Origin of the sequence: Bradyrhizobium paxllaeri (assembly GCF_001693515.2) — a bacterium.
GTDB lineage: Bacteria > Pseudomonadota > Alphaproteobacteria > Rhizobiales > Xanthobacteraceae > Bradyrhizobium > Bradyrhizobium paxllaeri.
This window is the reverse complement of record NZ_CP042968.1, coordinates 796376-815742: the sequence shown is the minus strand read 5'-3', so window position 1 is coordinate 815742 and position 19367 is coordinate 796376. Positions and strand designations below refer to the sequence as shown.

The 19367-nt window shown below is 63.4% G+C and carries 17 protein-coding genes; 11 read left to right on the top strand and 6 right to left on the bottom strand.

What is annotated here, in order from left to right; translation table 11 throughout:
• Positions 1-8 precede the first annotated feature (8 nt).
• Positions 9-839, bottom strand: a complete 831-nt coding sequence (locus LMTR21_RS03780) for a sterol desaturase family protein (RefSeq protein ID WP_065753248.1) — start codon at positions 837-839, stop codon at positions 9-11.
• A 309-nt stretch (positions 840-1148) separates the two neighbouring features.
• Here LMTR21_RS03780 and LMTR21_RS03775 point away from each other — a divergent pair, with 309 nt between their 5' ends.
• From LMTR21_RS03775 to LMTR21_RS03735, 9 genes are all read left to right on the top strand, one after another.
• Positions 1149-1313 (top strand): Flp family type IVb pilin, encoded by a 165-nt coding sequence (locus tag LMTR21_RS03775; RefSeq protein ID WP_057858333.1) that lies wholly within the window; start codon positions 1149-1151, stop codon positions 1311-1313.
• 196 nt (positions 1314-1509) lie between these two features.
• Positions 1510-2034 carry an A24 family peptidase gene (locus LMTR21_RS03770; RefSeq protein WP_065753249.1) on the top strand — a complete coding sequence of 175 codons (525 nt, stop codon included), beginning with the start codon at positions 1510-1512 and terminating at the stop codon, positions 2032-2034.
• A 126-nt stretch (positions 2035-2160) separates the two neighbouring features.
• Positions 2161-2952 carry a Flp pilus assembly protein CpaB gene (gene cpaB, locus LMTR21_RS03765; RefSeq protein WP_065753250.1) on the top strand — a complete coding sequence of 264 codons (792 nt, stop codon included), beginning with the start codon at positions 2161-2163 and terminating at the stop codon, positions 2950-2952.
• Between the two features lie 17 nt (positions 2953-2969).
• Complete coding sequence (locus LMTR21_RS03760; protein WP_065753251.1) at positions 2970-4448, top strand: type II and III secretion system protein family protein; 1479 nt, start codon at positions 2970-2972, stop codon at positions 4446-4448.
• A gap of 9 nt (positions 4449-4457) precedes the next feature.
• Positions 4458-5213 (top strand): CpaD family pilus assembly protein, encoded by a 756-nt coding sequence (locus LMTR21_RS03755; RefSeq protein WP_065753252.1) that lies wholly within the window; start codon positions 4458-4460, stop codon positions 5211-5213.
• The gene (locus LMTR21_RS03750) at positions 5210-6481 is read left to right on the top strand and encodes a CpaE/TadZ family protein (RefSeq protein WP_065753253.1); all 1272 of its coding nucleotides are present in this window, start codon (positions 5210-5212) and stop codon (positions 6479-6481) included. Before LMTR21_RS03755 ends, LMTR21_RS03750 begins: the two co-directional genes overlap by 4 nt.
• A 22-nt stretch (positions 6482-6503) precedes the next feature.
• Entirely contained in the window at positions 6504-7970 is a 1467-nt protein-coding gene (locus LMTR21_RS03745; RefSeq protein WP_065753254.1) for a TadA family conjugal transfer-associated ATPase, read from the top strand.
• Positions 7971-7984: 14 nt separating this feature from the next.
• A complete protein-coding gene (locus tag LMTR21_RS03740) occupies positions 7985-8956 on the top strand; it encodes a type II secretion system F family protein (protein ID WP_057858327.1) in 972 nt (323 codons plus the stop codon).
• A gap of 11 nt (positions 8957-8967) precedes the next feature.
• Entirely contained in the window at positions 8968-9942 is a 975-nt protein-coding gene (locus LMTR21_RS03735; protein WP_065753255.1) for a type II secretion system F family protein, read from the top strand.
• Positions 9943-10227: 285 nt separating this feature from the next.
• On the opposite strand, the gene LMTR21_RS03730 is transcribed toward LMTR21_RS03735, so the two are convergent.
• Positions 10228-11064, bottom strand: coding sequence for a tetratricopeptide repeat protein (locus LMTR21_RS03730; protein ID WP_065753256.1), 837 nt, complete (start codon positions 11062-11064; stop codon positions 10228-10230).
• A 141-nt stretch (positions 11065-11205) separates the two neighbouring features.
• Between LMTR21_RS03730 and LMTR21_RS03725 the strand changes: the two genes are divergently transcribed.
• Together LMTR21_RS03725 and LMTR21_RS03720 are read left to right on the top strand one after the other, a co-directional pair.
• On the top strand, positions 11206-12588 hold the full coding sequence (locus LMTR21_RS03725) for a leucyl aminopeptidase family protein (RefSeq protein ID WP_065753257.1): 1383 nt from the start codon (positions 11206-11208) through the stop codon (positions 12586-12588).
• Entirely contained in the window at positions 12581-13423 is an 843-nt protein-coding gene (locus LMTR21_RS03720; RefSeq protein ID WP_065753258.1) for a C40 family peptidase, read from the top strand. Before LMTR21_RS03725 ends, LMTR21_RS03720 begins: the two co-directional genes overlap by 8 nt.
• Before the next feature lie 141 nt (positions 13424-13564).
• Here LMTR21_RS03720 and LMTR21_RS03715 read toward each other — a convergent pair whose 3' ends face one another.
• The 4 genes from LMTR21_RS03715 to LMTR21_RS03700 are packed head-to-tail and all read right to left on the bottom strand — an operon-like array spanning position 13565 to position 19362.
• Positions 13565-15178 (bottom strand): ABC transporter ATP-binding protein, encoded by a 1614-nt coding sequence (locus tag LMTR21_RS03715; RefSeq protein WP_065753259.1) that lies wholly within the window; start codon positions 15176-15178, stop codon positions 13565-13567.
• A 4-nt stretch (positions 15179-15182) separates the two neighbouring features.
• Entirely contained in the window at positions 15183-16367 is a 1185-nt protein-coding gene (locus tag LMTR21_RS03710) for an ABC transporter permease (protein ID WP_065753260.1), read from the bottom strand.
• Positions 16367-17479, bottom strand: coding sequence for a microcin C ABC transporter permease YejB (locus LMTR21_RS03705; protein ID WP_065753261.1), 1113 nt, complete (start codon positions 17477-17479; stop codon positions 16367-16369). The genes LMTR21_RS03710 and LMTR21_RS03705 overlap by 1 nt, the downstream gene beginning before the upstream one ends.
• Complete coding sequence (locus tag LMTR21_RS03700; protein ID WP_065753262.1) at positions 17479-19362, bottom strand: extracellular solute-binding protein; 1884 nt, start codon at positions 19360-19362, stop codon at positions 17479-17481. The genes LMTR21_RS03705 and LMTR21_RS03700 overlap by 1 nt, the downstream gene beginning before the upstream one ends.
• Positions 19363-19367: the final 5 nt, after the last annotated feature.

The window sequence follows — 19367 nt, the reverse complement described above, 5'->3', positions numbered from 1 at the left end:
GGCCGGTCCTATTGACGAAATGGATAGGCCAGTTGCCCGCCAATCTCGGTCGGGACCTGCTGATCTTCGTCCACGCCGTAAGTTTCAGGCAGCCGGTTCTCGGGCATGCGGAACGTTCCGAACAGAATGTCCCAGAGCGGAAAGGTGCCCGCAAAATTGGTGTTGCCGCCCTCTTCCAGCGAGGTGTGATGCCAGCGATGGAAGACCGGCGTGGCCAGCACATATTTGAACGGCCCGAGCGTCCAGTTCAGGTTGGCGTGAACGAAGGCGGAGTGGAAGGTCGTGAACGGCCCCACCCACAGCATGATGTTAGGCGATATGCCCGCCATCAGCAGGATGACGTCGACCAGGATCGTTCCGATGAACAGGTTGACGGGGTGAAAGCGCGCCGCCGAGATCCACTCGAGATCTTCCGAGGAATGATGGATGGCGTGATATTTCCAGAACCCGCCGCCGTGAAACATGCGGTGCAGCCAGTACAGCATGAAGTCGGACGCGACGAGGAACAGTATCGCCTGCATCCAGAGCGGAAGCTGCGCCAGCGGTCCATGGCCGTTGTCGTAGAATGCGATCAGTTCGTCGACCTCGTGAATGTTGAAGACGACTGAAGCGCCGATCACCAATAGGCCGATGCGGAAGATGCGCGCGAACACCGGCACGAAAAACCAGTAGCAGATGTCGGTAATGAGTTCGCGCTTGCGCCACCAGGGTTTGCCGGGATTGCAGGCCCAGAAATGCGAGAGCACCGTGAATACAACGGCGAGCACGATCGTGACCGGAACGACCTTCGCCATCGTCTGGCCGACCACCTCGATGACTTCCATTGGCAAACTCGACATGACGGCCCCGCTCGATCACATCTGCAAAGGGGTATCCGCTCGCGCTTAAGGAGCCGTGAATCGAAGGAGTCGGCCGACACAATGCGATCGCGACGAAGGCGCTTCGAAGTCGCATTTCGATTTTTATCGAACGCTTTAATGCAGCGTTTACTGTGCTCAATAACAGCAAGTTCCGAGCATTTTTCGACGTTCGAATTAACTGCGTCGAAATTGTCGCACCCTAGGGTGACGCCATGGTCACGGTGCTGAGAACGCCGGCAAGACCAAACTTAAGTTCGACCAGCCACGTGTACACAGGAGTTATCATCTATGAAGAATCTCGTTTCGCGTTTCGTGAAGGATGAGTCCGGCGCCACCGCCATCGAGTACGGTCTGATTGCCGCCGGCATCGCGATCGCGATCATCACCGCCGTCAACGGTCTCGGCACCAAGCTGTCGACGAACTTCAACACGATCTCGAGCTCGCTGAAGTAAGCGACGGCTGCGAGTTAGCGTCAAAGGCCCCGGCAAGCCGGGGCCTTTTTTCGTTTTCCGTCAGAGCCCGCACCGGCGATCCGACTGCCGGAAGCGGCATGCCCCCGCAACGTTCCGCCGTTTCCCGATTGTTCATTTCTGGTGGCTAGGCTCGGCCGGAGCCTGCACCCCGGTCAACCGCAGCAAGCGTGATTTCATGATCCTCGATACCGCCCGCCTCCTGCTGTTTCCGGCCCTGATGGCGTTCGCAGCAGCGAGCGACCTGTTCACGATGACGATTTCGAACCGGGTCTCGCTGGCACTGATCGCCGGCTTCGTCGCGCTTGCGGTACTCGGCGGCATGGGCCTGCACGACATTCTCCTGCATTTCAGCGCCGGCGCCGCCGTTCTGGTGGTGGCCTTTGGCTGCTTCGCGATGGGATGGGTCGGCGGCGGCGACGCCAAGGTCGCGGCCAGCGTGGCGCTGTGGTTCGGCTTCGACCATCTGCTCAATTATCTGCTCTATGTCTCGCTGCTCGGCGGCGCGCTGACGATCCTGCTGATTCAGTTCCGGCAATGGCCGCTGCCCTCCTTCCTCACAGGACAAGCCTGGCTGAACCGGCTGCACGACAAGCAGAGCGGAATCCCCTATGGCATCGCCCTCGCGCTCGGCGCGCTGATCGTCTATCCGGAGACCGAATGGATCAAGGCGATCGGTCTCACTCACCTCGCCATGCGCTGATCCGGCGTCGCTAACTTTCCGTTAAGGCAATTTACACACGCCTCATTAACCATGCTTTGACGAATAGCTGGTCAACTCCCATCACCGCGGCGGAAGCGTCGCAGCGTAATGTGGAAAGTGAAGCGTATGAATAAGCCACGCATTGTGGTTCTGGCCATCGCGATCGTCGCCGGCGGCATTGCCGCTTATCTCGCCAGCGGGTCCGGCGACAAGCCAGCGCCGGCACCGGTCGCGGAGATGCAGACCGTCGAAATTCTCGTCGCGAAATCGGATATCGGCCTCGGCCAGTCGGTCAAGCCGGACGATCTGCAATGGCAGATGTGGCCGGCCGCGACCGCCAACAGCAACTTCATCAGCAAGGCCAGCAAGGCCGACGCCATCACCGAAATCACCGGCTCGATCGCGCGCTCCCCGTTCATCGCGGGCGAGCCGATTCGCGAGCAGAAGCTGGTGAAAGCCGATGGCTCCGGCTTCATGGCGGCGATCCTGCCGGCCGGCTACCGGGCCATTTCCACCGAAATTTCGCCGGAAACCGGCGCCGGCGGCTTCATCCTGCCGAACGACCGCGTCGACGTGCTTCTCACCAAACGCGAGAGGAGTGCCAACGGCAGAGGTGCGGACGTCTCCAATTCGGAAATCATCCTCTCCAACGTCCGCGTTCTCGCAATCGACCAGGCGCCGAAGGAAAAGGAAGGCGCCAACTCGCTGGTCGGCAAGACCGTCACCCTCGAACTGAAGCCCGAGCAGGCCGAGATGCTGGCGCGGTCGCGCCAGAGCGGCACGCTGACGCTGGCGCTGCGCAGCATCGCCGACGTCAACACGGTCGATGATCTGGATGAACAACAACGCAACAGGCGCGGCGAGAATTTCAACGTCATTCGTTATGGCGTCGCCAGCCAGCAAATGATGCAGAAGTGACCGAAAGGACGCACGATATGAAGTGCAGGGAAATTCAGCCGATGATGCGAACGTTCATCGTCCGCGCCCTGTCGTTTTCGGCCGTGGCTGCTCTGACGCTCAATCCGGCGCTGACGCCGGTGGTGGCGAGCGACTATCGCGCCATGCCTCCGGCCGCCGCCGACGGACAGATGAACGCGCGTTTCGTTTCGCTCGGGATCGGCAAATCAATGGTGGTCGACCTGCCGCGCGAGATCAAGGACGTGCTGGTCGCCGACCCCAAGGTCGCCAACGCAGTCGTGCGGACGACCCAGCGCGCCTATATTATCGGCGCCGCGGTCGGCCAGACCAACATCGTTTTCTTCGACTCCACCGGCGCGCAGATCGCAGCCTATGACATTGCGGTCAAGCGCGACCTCAACGGCGTGCGCGCCGCGCTGAAGCAGTCGCTACCGAATTCGGACATCGTGATCGAAGGCGTCGGCGACGGCGTCGTGCTGACCGGCAGCGCAGCAAGCCCTATCGAAGCGCAACAGGCCGCCGACATTGCCGCCCGCCTCGTCGGCGGCAGCGAGAAGGTCGTCAATTCGATCGCGGTCCGCGGCCGTGACCAGGTGATGCTGAAGGTGACGGTCGCCGAAGTCTCCCGCAACATCATCAAGCAGTTGGGCATCGATCTCTCGGCCAGCTTCACCTACGGCACCTCGGTGGTGAATTTCACCAACGCCAATCCGTTCACCGCCCTCGGCCGTTCGCTGGTCCCGGGCAACTCGGCACAGGGAACATTCGGGAGCGGCGGTTCGTCGGTGACCGCTACGCTGCGCGCAATGGAAAGCGCTGGCGTCGTGCGCACGCTGGCCGAGCCCAACCTGACAGCGATCTCGGGTGAATCCGCGACCTTCATTGCCGGCGGCGAATTTCCCGTTCCCGCAGGCTATGCCTGCGATCCGGTCACGCGCGTCTGTACGACCCAGATTTCATTCAAGAAGTTCGGCATTTCGCTCAACTTCACGCCGGTGGTGATGACCGAAGGACGGATCAGCCTTCGCGTCATGACCGAAGTGTCGGAACTGTCGAACGACAACTCGATCACGCTGACGCAGGCTCTCAACAACAATTCGACGAATTCGCTGACCATTCCCTCGATCAAGACCCGCCGCGCGGAAACCACCCTGGAGATTCCCTCCGGCGGCGCGATGGCCATGGCGGGCTTGATCGCGGAGCAGACCAAGCAGGCCATCAACGGCCTGCCCGGCCTGGCGCAGCTGCCGATTCTCGGCTCGCTGTTCCGCAGCCGAGACTACGTCAACAACCAGACCGAACTGATGGTTCTGGTTACGCCATACGTGGTACGCGCGGTGGCGCAGAAGGACCTGTCGCGCCCCGACGACGGCTTTGCCGCCGCGGCGGACCCGCAGGCCGACCTGCTCGGCAGCATCAATCGCATCTACGGCGTTCCGGGCCGGGTCGAAAAGGCACGGAATTATCGCGGCACCTACGGCTTTATTACGGACTGAGGCGGGACGATGACACCACAGAGCACATTCCCAAAACCCGCCGATCGCAAGCGCGCGCTCCGCCTGACGGGAGCGCTGATCGGTCTTTCCCTGGCGCTCGGCGCCTGCAAGCATGCCGTCGTTGATCCCGCGACGACGGCCAGCGTCCCCGATGATTACCGCCTACGCCACCCGATCGCGGTCCAGGAAGCCGACCGCTCGATCGTCGTTTTCGTCGGTCGCGGGCGTGGCGGCCTTTCCGCCTCCCAGCGCGCCGACGTCATGTACCTGGCCCAGACCTGGCTTCGCGAAGGCACAGGCGCGATCAGCGTCGACGTCCCCGTCAATACACCGAATGCGCGGGCGGCCGAGGATTCATTGCGGGAGATCCAGGCCGCCTTCTCCGCCGCCGGCGTGCCGCCGCGCGCGGTCAATGTCCGCCGGTATAGTCCCGAGGATCCCAGGCATATGGCTGCGATCCGCCTCAACTATCCGAAGATTTCGGCCGTGGCCGGCCCATGCGGGTTGTGGCCGGAGGATCTCGGTCCGTCGATCAACAACAAGGGCTACTTCGACAACAAGTCCTATTACAATTTCGGCTGCGCCAATCAGCGCAATCTAGCGGCGATGGTCGACAATCCGGCCGACCTCGCGCAGCCGCGCCCCGAAACGCCAGCCTTTACGCCGCGCCGTGCCGTCGCCTTCGACAAATATCGCAAGGGCGCAACAACCACGACCAGCTATCCCGAGGCCGACAAGGCCAAACTCAGCGATACCGGCAAATGATCACTTACTCGCGCCAGAATTCAGAACAGCAGCCGGAAATCACGGCACCGTCGACCGAGGATCACATCGCGCCGGCGCCGCGGGTGTCGGTGCAGGCCTTCTGCGAGACGGTGGAAACGGCGGCCGCGGTGCAGTCGGCGGGCGAAGACCGCCGGCTGGGCAAGGCCCATCTCAAGATCCAGATGGGCGGCATGGCCGCCGCCATCGAGGCCTACCGCTCGGCCCCGACCCCGAACGTCATCATCCTGGAGACCGAGGGCCGCAACGACATTCTCGCCGGCCTCGACCAGCTCGCCAGCGTCTGCGACGCCGGAACCCGCGTGATCGTGATCGGGCGCATCAACGACGTCATGCTCTATCGCGAGCTGGTGCGCCGCGGCGTCAGCGACTACGTCATCGCCCCGGTCAACGCCATCGACGTCGTGCGCTCGGTCTGCAACCTGTTCTCGTCGCCGGAAGCCAAGGCCGTCGGCCGCATCATCGCCGTCGTCGGCGCCAAGGGCGGCGTCGGCGCATCTACCGTCGCCCACAATGTCGCCTGGGCGATTGCGCGCGATCTGGCGCTGGATTCGGTGGTCGCCGATCTCGACCTTGCCTTCGGCACCGCCGGGCTCGACTACAACCAGGATCCGCCGCAGGGCATCGCGGACGCGGTGTTCTCGCCCGACCGGATCGATACCGCGTTCCTCGACCGCCTGCTGTCGAAATGCACCGATCATCTGAGCCTGCTGGCGGCGCCGGCGACGCTCGACCGGGTCTACGATTTCGGCGCCGAGGCATTCGATTCGATCTTCGACACGCTTCGCACCACGATGCCGTGCATCGTGCTCGATGTTCCCCACCAATGGTCGGGATGGACCAAGCGCGCTTTGATCGCGGCCGACGACATCCTGATCGTGGCGGCGCCCGATCTCGCCAATCTGCGCAACACCAAGAACATCTTCGACCTCCTGAAGGCATCGCGGCCGAACGACCGCGCGCCGCTCTATTGCCTCAACCAGGTCGGCATCCCGAAGCGGCCGGAGATCCCCGCCGCCGAGTTCGCCAAGGCGATCGAAAACCACCCGATCGCCACCATCCCGTTCGAGCCGCAGATCTTCGGCTCGGCCGCCAACAACGGCCAGATGATCGCGGAGATCTCCGCGACCCATCGCACCACCGAGATGTTTCTGCAGATCGCGCAGCGGCTCACCGGCCGCGGCGAGACCAAGAAGCCGAAGAGTTCGTTGCTGTCACCTTTGATCGAGAAGTTGCGGGCCAAGAAGTAGACAGCCCGCGTGGAGTGCCATCGTGTTCGGTAAGCGTAGCGGAAATGATAGTGATACGCGGGTAATGAAGCCCGCCATGCAGGCGCCGGAGCCGGCGGCTGCGCCGGTCGTTGCGCGCGAAATGGCCGCGCCGGCCGTCGCTTCTCCCCCAATCGCGCCCAAGGCACCGCCACCGCCCGCCCCCACCATGGAGGCGCGGCGTTCCGACAATTACTACCAGGTCAAGGCGACCATCTTCGGCGCCCTGATCGAGGCGATCGACCTCGCCCAGCTCGCCAAGCTCGATGGCGAGTCCGCGCGCGAGGAAATCCGCGACATCGTCAACGAGATCATCGCGATCAAGAACATCGTGATGTCGATCGCCGAGCAGGAAGAGCTGCTCGATGACATCTGCAACGACGTGCTCGGCTACGGCCCGCTGGAGCCGCTGTTGTCGCGCGACGACATCGCCGACATCATGGTCAACGGCGCCGGCACGGTGTTCATCGAAGTCGCCGGCAAGATCCAGAAGACCGGCATCCGCTTCCGCGACAACCAGCAGCTTCTCAACATCTGCCAGCGCATCGTCAGCCAGGTCGGCCGGCGCGTCGACGAATCCTCGCCGATCTGCGACGCCCGCCTCGCCGACGGCAGCCGCGTCAACGCCATCGTTCCGCCGCTGGCAATCGACGGCCCCGCGCTCACCATTCGTAAATTCAAAAAGGACAAGCTGACGCTCGACCAGCTGGTCAAATTCGGCGCGATCTCGCCGGAAGGCGCACAAATCCTGCAGATCATCGGCCGCGTCCGCTGCAATGTGCTGATTTCCGGCGGCACCGGCTCCGGCAAGACAACGCTGCTGAACTGCCTGACCAACTATATCGAGCATGACGAGCGCGTCATCACCTGCGAAGACGCCGCCGAACTGCAGCTGCAGCAACCGCACGTGGTGCGGCTGGAAACCCGGCCGCCCAACATCGAGGGCGAGGGCCAGGTCACGATGCGCGAGCTGGTCCGCAACTGCCTGCGTATGCGCCCTGAACGCATCATCGTCGGCGAAGTCCGCGGACCCGAGGCGTTCGACCTGCTGCAAGCCATGAACACCGGCCACGACGGCTCGATGGGAACGTTGCACGCCAACAATCCCCGCGAAGCTCTGTCGCGCTGCGAATCCATGATCACGATGGGCGGATTCTCGCTGCCCTCGCGCACCATCCGCGAGATGATCTGCGCGTCGATCGACGTCATCGTGCAGGCCGCGCGCCTGCGCGACGGTTCACGCCGCATCACCCACATCACCGAGGTGATGGGCATGGAAGGCGACACCATCATCACCCAGGACGTGTTCCTGTACGACATGATGGGCGAAGACGCCAACGGCAAGATCATCGGACGGCACCGCTCGACCGGCATTGGCCGCCCGAAGTTCTGGGAACGCGCGCGATACTACAACGAAGAGAAGCGGCTTGCGGCCGCGCTCGATGCCGCCGAAATCATCGAGAAAGTTTGAGGAAGGCAACAAGCATGCAGGCACTCGCACTGGCCTTCCTCGCCGCCACCGCCCTCGGCGGCCTGGCATGGGTGTTCATCTATCCGCTGCTGTCAGGCGAGCGGAAGGCGGAATCGCGCCGCGCCTCGATCGCCCGGAACGACGCTCCGGCGCGGCAGGCCGAAAAGAGCCAGCGCTCGCGCCGCGAGCAGGTCGAAGGATCGCTCAAGGAGCTCGACGCCCGCCGCAAGAAGGACAAGACCGTCGCGCTGTCGACTCGCCTCGCCCAGGCCGGCCTGGGAACCTGGACGACGCAGAAATTCTGGATCGTGTCCGGTGTTTTCGGCGCGGTCGGCTTCGTGGCCGCATTCGTCATCGGCGGCTCCCCGCTGGGCGCCGTCGTGATGGCTTTCGGCACCGGCCTCGGCCTGCCGCGCTGGATGCTCAGCTATCTCAAGAAGCGGCGCGAGAAGGCGTTTCTGAAGGCGCTGCCGGACGCCGTCGACGTCATCGTGCGTGGCATCAAGGCCGGTCTGCCGCTGTTCGAGTCGATCAAGGTGGTCGCGGCCGACTCGCCGGAGCCGCTCAGGAGCGAGTTCAACGCCATCATCGAAACCCAGACCATCGGCATGCCGCTCGGCGAAGCCTGCGGCCGGCTGTACGAGCGGATGCCGGTGCCCGAGGCGAACTTCTTCGGCATCGTGGTCGCGATCCAGCAGAAGTCCGGCGGCAACCTGTCGGAAGCGCTCGGCAACCTCTCCAAGGTGCTGCGCGACCGCAAGAAGATGGCGGAAAAGATTCAGGCGATGTCGACGGAAGCCAAGGCCTCCGCCGGCATCATCGGCTCGCTGCCGCCGATCGTGATGCTGCTGGTCTGGCTTTCAACGCCCGACTACATCTCGCTGCTTTGGACCCACCATATCGGCCAGTTCATGCTGGTGTGCTGCGTCGGCTGGATGTCGATCGGCATCATGGTGATGAAGAAAATGATCAACTTCGATTTCTGACGGTAACGGCCATGATTGAGTTCCTGATCGCCAAGATGCACGATGCGCAGTTCATGACCATGCTGCTTGCCGGCATCGCGGCAAGCGCGACCGCCTATACGCTGATCATGCCGCTGTTCGCCGGCGAGGGCCTTGCCAAGCGCATGAAGGCGGTCGCCAGCGAGCGTGAACGGCTGCGCCAGCGCGAGCGCGACCGGCTCAACAAGTCGGAGAAAGTGTCGCTGCGGCAAACCCCGAAGCAGCTCGTTTCCAAGGTCGTCGAAGACTTCAACCTGACCAAATGGCTGGCGCAGGAAGCCGCGCGCGACAAGCTGATCATGGCCGGCTACCGCGGCCAGGCGCCCTACGTCACCTTCCTGTTCGCCCGCGCCGTGACGCCGATCGTGCTGTTCCTCGGCGCCGCCCTCTACGTGTTCGTGGTCACGCAGATGGACAAGCCGTTGACGATCAAGCTCGGCATCTGCATCGGCGCCGCTTATCTCGGATTGCAGGCACCGATGCTGTTCCTGAAGAACGCCATCAGCAAGCGCCAGCTCCAGATCAAGCGCGCCTTTCCCGATGCGCTCGATCTCTTGCTGATCTGCATCGAGTCCGGCATGTCGGTGGAAGTCGCCTTCCGCAAGGTCTCGACCGAAATCGCGTCGCAATCGATCGCGCTGTCGGAGGAATTCGCGCTGACCACGGCGGAATTGTCCTACCTGCAGGACCGCAAGGTGGCCTATGAGAACCTCTCCAAGCGCACCGGCCTTGAGGGCGTCAAATCGGTCTGTCTGGCGCTGATGCAGTCGGAACGCTACGGCACCCCGCTCGGCCAGAGCTTGCGCGTGATGGCACAGGAAAACCGCGACATGCGGATGACCGAAGCCGAGAAGAAGGCAGCCGCGCTGCCGCCGAAGCTCACCGTGCCGATGATCCTGTTCTTCCTGCCCTGCCTGTTCATCGTCATTCTCGGACCGACCTACATCAAGCTCCAGATGATGCCGTAAGGCGAACGGCGCGGCGGGCACCGCGGGGGCCTTCAACTCAGCTAACCGATTTTCGTCATGGCCGGGCAAAAGCGCGAAGCGCGTCTTCGCGCTAGATGTCCCGGCCATCTATGTCTTTCTTGCTTACTAACGCAAAGACGTGGATGCCCGGCACAAGGCCGGGCATGAGGAGTCCTCAATGACTGCATTTTGATTCAGACGCTGAGGTGCGCTCGAGCGTGCAACGCGGCGGTGACCGACCCGCCCTCGGGGGGACGGCTCACGCTTTAGCTTGGGTAAGAAAGATCAATCCGGCCGGTTGAGAGATGCAACCGGGACAGTCGCCTTGCTGCCGGGAGGACGCGAATGGTCCTTGTCCTTGCGGCTCAGCATTTCCCGCAGGTAAGCCACGTTGGCGGTGGCCTCGTCGGCGGGCAGATCGCCCTTGGCGATGGTCTCGGCCTCCGCGAAACGGCCCTGCAGGCCGACGACGAGCGCGAGATTCTGGCGCACCCGCCCGTCGGCCCGCGGATTGGCGTAGGCGCGGCGCAGCGTTTCCTCGGCTTTCGGCAATTCCCGCGTTAGCATGTAGGAGAGACCGAGATTGGACAGCACTGACGGCTCTTCCGGCACGATCTTCAGCGCAGCCGCATAATAGCCGCGGGCCTCCTCGTGCTTGGCCATCTTGTCGAGCGTGGTGCCCTGCACCGAAAGAATGCGCCAGTCCGGATTGGTCGGCGAATGGGCGCGGCTCAGCACGTCGAACGCGGCCTGCGAATTGCCGTTGTCGGCGAGCGCGCGGCCGTAAGCGGCGAGCAGCGCCTTGTTGCCGGGATGGGCGATGGTGGCTTGTTCGAGCACGGCAGCGGCCTGTGCCCGCTGGCCGGTGGCACGGAGCGCCTGGCCGTAACCCAGCGCCGCCTCGGCATCCTTGGGATTGGCACGATATCGCTCGCCATAGATCTCGGCTGCCCGGCGCGGATCGTCGGGGACGGCCTGTGCCTTGGACGACGAGGAGGTCAGCGATCCCGTGATGTCGGACATGGTCTGGCAGCCGCCAAGGCCTGCGGCCAGAACCGCCGTTACGGCGGCCGAGGTCAGGAACCGGGCAAGGGATCCGGCGTTGCGGGGCTGTCGACGCATGGCACTTCAACTCACGGGAATGGCGGACGAATGGAGCCGTACGAGCCAGCAATAGAGTGTTAACCCTAACGGCCGGTTAACCGGCCGTGCTATGCCAGCTTCACCACACCGCCCCTGCCCCGTCCCCTCCGCGAGACAAGCATGCCATTCCCGTTCGAGACCGCGCCCACCGCCTCCGCCATTCCAATTACCTTCGCCACCAAGACGAGCTGGAGCGAAATCGCCAAAGGCCTTCCCGAACCATCACGGCAGTTTGCCCTTGCCAATGATTTCACCGCCAAGCCCGGCAAATGCCTGACGCTGCCCGGGCCCGACGGGCAGATTGCGCAGGTCGTGTTCGGGCTTGAGGACGAGAGCAGCAAATCCCGCGACCTGTTCCGGCCCGGTGCGTTGCCCGGCCTGCTGCCGCCCGGCGTCTATCGCTTCGCCAATGCGCCGCACGATTTGCGCCTCGCGACGCTGGCCTTTGCGCTGGGGAGCTACCGCTTCGGCCGCTACCGCAAGGCGGAGAAGCCTGACGTCAGGCTGGTACCGCCCGAAGGCATCGATGTCGTCGATATCGCGCGGATGGCGGAAGCCGCCGCGCTGGCGCGCGACCTGATCAATACGCCGTCGAACGACATGGGCCCGGAGCAACTGGCTGATGCCACGCAGGCCCTTGCGGCCCGCTTCGGTGCCGAGTTCAACTGCATTGTCGGCGACGAGCTTGTGAAGCAGAATTTTCCGCTCGTTTACGCCGTCGGCATGGCCTCGACGCGCGCCCCGCGGCTGATCGACCTGAGCTGGGGCGACCGCACTCATCCCAAGGTAACGCTGGTCGGCAAGGGCGTCTGCTTCGATACCGGCGGCCTCGACATCAAACCGTCCAGCGGCATGCTGATCATGAAAAAGGACATGGGCGGCGCCGCCAACGTGCTGGCGCTGGCACAGATGGTGATGGATGCGAAGCTGAAGGTCCGCCTGCGCGTCCTGATCCCCGCGGTGGAGAACGCAGTCGCCGGCAACGCCTTCCGTCCGCTCGACATCTTCAAGTCGCGCAAGGGGCCTACGGTCGAGATCGGCAACACCGACGCCGAGGGACGGCTGGTGCTGGCGGACGCGCTGGCGCTGGCGGACGAAGAAAAGCCGGATCTCTTGGTCGACCTCGGCACCCTGACGGGTGCGGCGCGGGTGGCGCTGGGGCCGGATTTACCGCCCTTTTACACCCAGGATGAGACGCTCGCCGAAAGCGTCGCAGCCCATGCGAAACGGGAGAACGATCCATTGTGGCGAATGCCGCTGTGGCCGCCTTACGATTCCTGGCTGGATTCGAAGGTCGCCGACATCAACAACGCGCCATCAGGCGGCTTTGCCGGATCGATCACCTGCGCGCTGTTCCTGCAGCGCTTCGTCACCGATGCCAAAAGCTGGCTGCATGTCGATATCTACGGCTGGACGCCGTCGGCGAAGCCGGCGCGTCCCGAGGGCGGCGAGTGCCAGGCCGCCCGCGCGATCTACAAACTGTTGAGCGAACGTTATGCATGATCCGCGCCTGACGCCAGCACGGCCCGAAATCGCCGCAAAATATCTCGAAGGCAAGGTGAAGGCCGCGCGTTTCGTCGATGGCGAGGAATTTTGCGTGCGCGAGGCCATCGCGCCATTGTGGGAAACAGCTGATGCGGGCGCCATGATGGCGACGCAGGCGCTGAAGGGCGAACGCGTCACGGTCTACGACCGCAACGGCGAAGGGCTTGCCTGGGGACAGCTCGGCAGTGACGGCTATGTCGGCTGGATAGCCGATGGCGCGCTGGCAAAGCCGGTGGCCACACCGACGCACAAGATCACAGCGTTGCGCACATACGCTTTTCCAGGCCCTTCGATCAAGCTGCCGCCGGTCGAGACGCTCACGACGGGCGCAAGGGTGACGGTCATGCGCGAAAACGGCCCGTTCGTCGTGACCAGCGAGGGCCTCTATCTGCCGCGCAATCATGTCGGCGGCCTCAACGCCATGGAGCAGGATTTCGTGGCGGTCGCCGAACGCTTCGTCGGCACGCCCTATCTTTGGGGCGGCAAGAGCTCGCTCGGCATCGATTGCTCCGGCCTGGTCCAGGTGTCGTTAACCGCTGCCGGCATCGGCTGCCCGCGAGACAGCGATATGCAGCAGGACGGCCTCGGCCGGTCGCTGGATGTGGCGGAGACGAAGAAGCGACAGCGCGGCGATTTGATCTTCTGGAAAGGCCACGTCGCCATCGTCCGCGACGCCGACACCATCGTCCACGCCAATGCACATCACATGGCGACGGTGATCGAGAACACCCAGGAAACGATCGCGCGGATCAAGGCGGCGGGAAGCGAAGTGACGGCGATCAAGCGCCTCTAACCACGCCTTCCGCCCGTCATCACCCGCGAAGGCGGGTGATCCAGTATTCCAGAGCAATTTGAGCAAAGAACCGAGAAGCCGCGGCGTACTGGATACCCCGCATGCGCGGGGTATGACGGCTGTAGCTGATGACAACTGCTACTACGGCTCCGGCACCGCCTCGATCCGGAACGCAGCGGCGAATAGCGCGCGGGTGTAATCGCTCTTCGGATTCTTGAAGAGCTCCGCGGCCGGCCCCTCCTCCACCACCTTGCCGTGGCGCATCACGATCAGATGGCTGGCGAGCGAGGCGACGACGCGCAGATCGTGCGAGATGAACATGTAGGTCAGGTCGCGCTTGCGCTGCAGCTCGCGCAGCAGATCGACCATCTGGGCCTGGAACAGCATGTCGAGCGCCGAGGTCGGCTCGTCGAGCACGACGAAATTCGGCTCCAGCACGACCGCGCGTGCGATCGAGATGCGCTGGCGCTGGCCGCCGGAGAATTCGTGCGGGTAGCGGAAGCGCGTCTCGGGGTCGAGGCCGACGTCCCGGAGCGCCTTGACGACGCGCGCCTCGCGCTCCTCATAGGACAGCGACTTCTGGTGCACGGAAAGGCCTTCGGCGACGATATCGCCGACCGACATGCGCGGGCTGAGCGCGCCGAACGGATCCTGGAACACGATCTGCATGTCGCGGCGATGCGGCAGCATGGCCTTGAAGCGCAGGCCTTGAATGTTGTTGCCGAGGAACACGATTGGCCCGTCGGAGGAAATCAGCCGCAACAGCGCCAGCCCCAGCGTGGTCTTGCCCGAGCCGGATTCGCCGACGACGCCGAGCGTCTCGCCCTTGCGCACCGCGAGGCTGACGCCGTCCACCGCCTTGATGTGGCCGACGGTCGAGCGCAACAGCCCGCGCTTGATCGGAAACCAGACCTTGAGATTGTCGGCCGATATCACCACCGGCTCCTCGGGCCGCGGCGGTGCCGGGTCGGGCTTCGGCTCGGCAGCAAGCAACGCGCGCGTATAAGTGTGCTTCGGCGCGGTGAAGACCTGTTCGACCGGCCCCTGTTCGACGATCTTTCCCGAATTCATCACGCAGACCACATCGGCGATGCGGCGGACGATGCCGAGGTCATGGGTGATGAACAGCATGCTCATGCCGAGCCGCGACCTGATCTCGGCGAGCAGCGCCAGGATCTGCGCCTGCACCGTGACGTCGAGCGCGGTGGTCGGCTCGTCCGCAATCAGAAGGTCCGGCTCGTTGGCGAGCGCCATCGCGATCATGACGCGCTGGCGCTGGCCGCCGGACAATTGATGCGGATAGCTTTGCAGCCTCGTTTCCGGATCGGGAATGCCGACCTGCGTCAACAGCTCGAGCGTCCGCGCCCGAGCCGCCGCCCCGCCGATGCCCCTATGCAGCGAGAGAATTTCCCCGATCTGCGCCTCGATGGTGTGAAGCGGATTGAGCGAGGTCATCGGCTCCTGAAAAATGATCGAGATGTCGTTGCCGCGGATTTCGCGCATCTCGCGTTCCGAGGCATTGAGCAGCTCGCGGCCCTTGAAATGGATGGTGCCAGAGGGATGCGAGGCGGCCGGATAAGGCAGCAGCTTCAGCACCGACAGCGCGCTGACGGACTTGCCGGAGCCGGATTCACCGACCAGCGCCACGCACTCGCCACGCTTGATCGAGAACGACACTTGATCGACGGCAATGCTGTTGCCGAACGCGACCGAGAGATCGCGGACGTCGAGCAGCGGTTGGTTGATGGCGTCCATGCCGCTACCCCTGCCGGAAGGTCTTGCGCGGATCGAAGGCGTCGCGCACGCCCTCGCCGATGAAGATCAGGAGCGACAGCATGATCGCTACCGAGAAGAAGCCGGTGAAACCGAGCCAGGGCGCCTGCACATTGGCCTTGCCTTGCGCCAGCATCTCACCGAGCGACGGCGAGCCCGGCGGCAGGCCGAAGCCGAGGAAATCGAGCGCGGTCAGCGTCATCACCGAGGACGACACGATGAACGGCAGGAACGTCATGGTCGCCACCATCGCGTTCGGCAGCAAATGCCGGAACATGATGACGCCATTGGAGACGCCGAGCGCACGCGCGGCCTGGATGTATTCGAAGTTGCGCCCGCGCAGAAATTCCGCGCGCACGAGGCCCACCAGCGACGTCCAGGAGAACAGCAAGAGAATGCCGAGCAGCACAAAGAAGCCGGGTACCAGCACCGATGACAGGATCAGCAGCAGATAGAGCGAGGGTATCGCGCTCCAGATCTCGATGACACGCTGGAAGATCAGATCGGTCCAGCCGCCGAAATAGCCCTGCACGCCGCCGGCGATGACGCCGATGATCGAGGACAGGATGGTCAGCGTCAGGCCGAATAACACCGAGATGCGGAAGCCATAGATCAGTCGCGCCACCACGTCGCGGCCCTGATCGTCGGTGCCGAGCCAGTTATATTCGAGATCGCTGCAGCTCTTCAGGCCCTTCTTCTCGAGCACCGGCTTGCACTGCTCTTCCGTCAGCATCCATGTCGGCGGCGACGGCGCCGGCGTCGGCAGGTCGAGATTATGGGTGGCGTAGGAATAGCGGATCGGCGGCCAGATCATCCAGCCGCCCTTCTCCGCAATCAGCTTCTGCAGATAGGGATCGCGGTAATCGGCCGCGGTCTCGAAATCGCCGCCGAAGGTTGTTTCCGAATAGCTGACGAAAGCCGGCCAATAGAGCCTCCCGTCATACTTGATCATGAAGGGGCGGTCGTTGACGATCAACTCCGCGAACAGCGAGATCGCAAACAGCGCGAGGAATATCCAGAGCGACCAGTAGCCGCGGCGGTTGGCCTTGAAGTTCTGCCAGCGCCGGCGGTTGAGCGGCGACATCGCAAGGGGATGCCGCGAGACTGGTACGACGACGCCGAGCGGCGACTGCGTCCCGGTCTCGATCGGCTGCGGGGCGAGCACCGTCATCAGACCTCCCGCGCCTCGAAATCGATTCTTGGATCGATCCACATATAGGCAAGGTCGGAGATCAGCCCCACCACAAGGCCCACAAGGGAAAAGATGAACAGCGTGCCGAACACGACCGGATAGTCGCGGTTGAGCACGCTCTCGAAGCCGAGCAGCCCGAGCCCGTCGAGCGAGAAGATGGTCTCGATCAGCAGCGAGCCGGAGAAGAACGCGCCAATGAACGCACCGGGAAAGCCCGCGATCACGATCAGCATGGCGTTGCGGAAGATATGACCATAGAGCACCTGCCCCTCGCCGCAGCCCTTGGCGCGCGCGGTCATCACATACTGCTTCCTGATCTCGTCGAGGAACGAGTTCTTGGTCAGCAGCGTCATGGTGGCAAAGGCCCCCAGGCCCATGGCGATCAGGGGCAGCGTGAGGTGCCAGAAGTAGTCGATGATCTTCCAGTACCAGGGAAACTGCGCCCAGCCATCCGAGGTCAGGCCGCGCAGCGGGAACACGTTGAAGAACGAGCCGCCCGCAAACAGGATGATCAGCAGTATCGCGAACAGGAATCCGGGGATCGCAAACCCGATGATGATCACCGCTGACGTCCACGTATCGAAGCGCGAGCCATCCGCGACCGCCTTGCGGACACCGAGCGGAATCGAGATCAGGTAGGTCAGCAGCGTCAACCAGAGACCGAGCGATATCGAGACCGGCAGCTTCTCCTTGATCAGCTGCACCACGGTGGTGTCACGAAAGTAGCTCTTGCCGAAATCGAAGCGGGAAAAATTCCACACCATCAGCGCAAACCGCTCATACGCAGGCTTGTCGAAGCCGAACTGCTTTTCGAGGTTCTTGATGAAATCCGGATCAAGTCCCTGCGCGCCGCGGTATTTTGAATTGACGGCGTCGGCGGAGGCGCCGGCCTGTGGCGTGCGGCCGGCAAAATCGCCGCTGGAAGAGCCTGAGATGCGCGAGGAGCCGCCGGTGTCGGCGCCGGACAGCTGCGCGATGACGCGCTCGACCGGGCCGCCCGGCGCGAACTGCACCACCACAAAGGAGATGAAGAGGATGCCGAGCAACGTCGGAAACATCAGGAGGATGCGGCGGGCGATATAGGCCGTCATTATTGCTTCGCCTGCTCGAGTTTGCCCGCCTTGGCGGCGTCATGCCACCAGATAACGCGCTCGCCGGACCCCGATGCATCGATCTGATAACGCGGCAGGTTCTTCGGGCGATCGAACTGGTCCCAATAGGCCAGCCGGTGGGTCTTGTTGTACCACTGCGGCACCCAGTAGCGCCCGGCGCGGAAAACGCGGTCGAAAGCATGGCAGGCGACGGTCAGCTCGGCGCGGGTATTGGCCGCAATCATCTTTTCGATCAGCGCGTCGATAGCCGGGTTCTCGATGCCTGCGAGATTGTACGAGCCCTTGGTCTTGGCGGCATGCGAGGAGAAGTAGGCGCGCATCGAGTCGCCCGGCGTCGTCGACATCGAGAAGCGCGTGATCGTCATGTCGAAATCGAAATCCTCCACCCTCGCGCGATACTGCACGGCATCGACCACGCGCGGGCTCGCCTCGATTCCGAGCGTGCCCAGGTTCTTGATGTAGGGCGCGTGATGCGGATTCAACGAGGGCTCCTCGTACAGGAATTCGATGCGGAACACTTCGCCGCTTGGCGTCATCCGCTTGCCGTCCTTGATGACGAAGCCGGCTTCGTTGAGCAATTGCTGCGCCTTGCGCAGCATGTTGCGGTCCTGCCCCGAGCCGTCCGAAACCGGGGGCACGTAGGGCTGGCCGAACACTTCGTCGGGTACCTGGCCGCGGAATGGCTCGAGCAGCTTCAGCTCGTCCGGTGAGGGCGGCCCCTTCGCCATCATGTCCGAATTCTGGAACGGCGAATGCGTCCGCGCATAGGCGTCGTACATGATGGTCTTGTTGGTCCACTCGAAATCGAAGGCGTTGATCAGCGCCTCGCGCACGCGGGGATCCTTGAACTTGTCGCGGCGGGTATTGATGAACCAGCCCTGCGCGCCCGACGGCCTTTCGTCCGGTACCTGCTCGCGCTTGACGCGGCCGTCCTTGATCGCGGGGAAGTCGTAGCGCGTCGCCCAGATGCGCGCGGTGAACTCTTCGCGGAACAGATAGTTCTTGCCGGTAAAGCCTTCGAAGGCGACGTCGCGGTCGCGATAGAATTCGTAGCGGATCACATCGTAGTTGTAGTGGCCGCGGCAGACCGGGAGGTTCGCGCCCCACCAGTCCTTGACGCGCTCGTACTCGATGAAGCGGTTGACCTCGAACTTGCCGACCTTGTACGGCCCCGAACCCAGCGGCGTATCGAGCGTCGATTCATCGAACGGCCGCGTCTCGTAATACTTCTTCGAAAAGATCGGCAGGCTGGCGACATAGAGCGGCACGTCGCGCGCGCGTTTTTCGGCGAAGGTGACGATAACGGTCACATCGTCCACCGCCTCGGCGCCCTTCACATCGCGCATCTGTACCTGGATCAGCGGATGGCCTTTTGCCTTTAGCGTATTGATCGACCAGGCGACGTCATGTGCTGATATCTTCGAGCCGTCGTGAAACCTGGCCTCCGGGCGGAGCGTGAAGCGGTAGATCAGCTTGTCCGGCGAAATCCGCACTGATTTGGCGACGAGTCCATACATCGCGTCCGGCTCGTCGCCGGCGCGCACCATCAGCGCCGAGAAGGTCAGGTCCATGCCCTGCGCGCCCTCGCCCTTGAGGATGTAGGCGTTGAGCGAGTTGAAGGTCTGGTAGGACTGATTATAGGCGCGCGTCGAAGGAATGGTCGAAAACACGCCGCCCTTGGGCGCCGCGACATTCACATAGTCGAAACTCTTGAAGTCGGCCGGGTATTTCAGATCGTCGAATGCCGAGATGCCGTGCACCTCGGCGCCGTTTTCCTCTGTAGCGCGAACGGGGCCAAGCCCCAGAACGCTCAGCGCGCCTGCGCCAAGGCCGAGGACGTGCCGGCGGGAGAATTGCGCCATCCGCA

Excerpts from the sequence above, each read along its gene's own strand:
- LMTR21_RS03750 (WP_065753253.1), top strand. The coding sequence starts at position 5,210 with ATGATCACTTACTCGCGCCAGAATTCAGAACAGCAGCCGGAAATCACG.
- LMTR21_RS03725 (WP_065753257.1), top strand. The coding sequence starts at position 11,206 with ATGCCATTCCCGTTCGAGACCGCGCCCACCGCCTCCGCCATTCCAATT.
- LMTR21_RS03730 (WP_065753256.1), bottom strand. The coding sequence starts at position 11,064 with ATGCGTCGACAGCCCCGCAACGCCGGATCCCTTGCCCGGTTCCTGACC.
- LMTR21_RS03715 (WP_065753259.1), bottom strand. The coding sequence starts at position 15,178 with ATGGACGCCATCAACCAACCGCTGCTCGACGTCCGCGATCTCTCGGTC.
- LMTR21_RS03705 (WP_065753261.1), bottom strand. The coding sequence starts at position 17,479 with ATGACGGCCTATATCGCCCGCCGCATCCTCCTGATGTTTCCGACGTTG.
- LMTR21_RS03720 (WP_065753258.1), top strand. The coding sequence starts at position 12,581 with ATGCATGATCCGCGCCTGACGCCAGCACGGCCCGAAATCGCCGCAAAA.
- LMTR21_RS03700 (WP_065753262.1), bottom strand. The coding sequence starts at position 19,362 with ATGGCGCAATTCTCCCGCCGGCACGTCCTCGGCCTTGGCGCAGGCGCG.
- LMTR21_RS03755 (WP_065753252.1), top strand. The coding sequence starts at position 4,458 with ATGACACCACAGAGCACATTCCCAAAACCCGCCGATCGCAAGCGCGCG.
- LMTR21_RS03780 (WP_065753248.1), bottom strand. The coding sequence starts at position 839 with ATGTCGAGTTTGCCAATGGAAGTCATCGAGGTGGTCGGCCAGACGATG.
- LMTR21_RS03770 (WP_065753249.1), top strand. The coding sequence starts at position 1,510 with ATGATCCTCGATACCGCCCGCCTCCTGCTGTTTCCGGCCCTGATGGCG.
- LMTR21_RS03740 (WP_057858327.1), top strand. The coding sequence starts at position 7,985 with ATGCAGGCACTCGCACTGGCCTTCCTCGCCGCCACCGCCCTCGGCGGC.
- LMTR21_RS03710 (WP_065753260.1), bottom strand. The coding sequence starts at position 16,367 with ATGACGGTGCTCGCCCCGCAGCCGATCGAGACCGGGACGCAGTCGCCG.
- cpaB (WP_065753250.1), top strand. The coding sequence starts at position 2,161 with ATGAATAAGCCACGCATTGTGGTTCTGGCCATCGCGATCGTCGCCGGC.
- LMTR21_RS03760 (WP_065753251.1), top strand. The coding sequence starts at position 2,970 with ATGAAGTGCAGGGAAATTCAGCCGATGATGCGAACGTTCATCGTCCGC.
- LMTR21_RS03775 (WP_057858333.1), top strand. The coding sequence starts at position 1,149 with ATGAAGAATCTCGTTTCGCGTTTCGTGAAGGATGAGTCCGGCGCCACC.
- LMTR21_RS03735 (WP_065753255.1), top strand. The coding sequence starts at position 8,968 with ATGATTGAGTTCCTGATCGCCAAGATGCACGATGCGCAGTTCATGACC.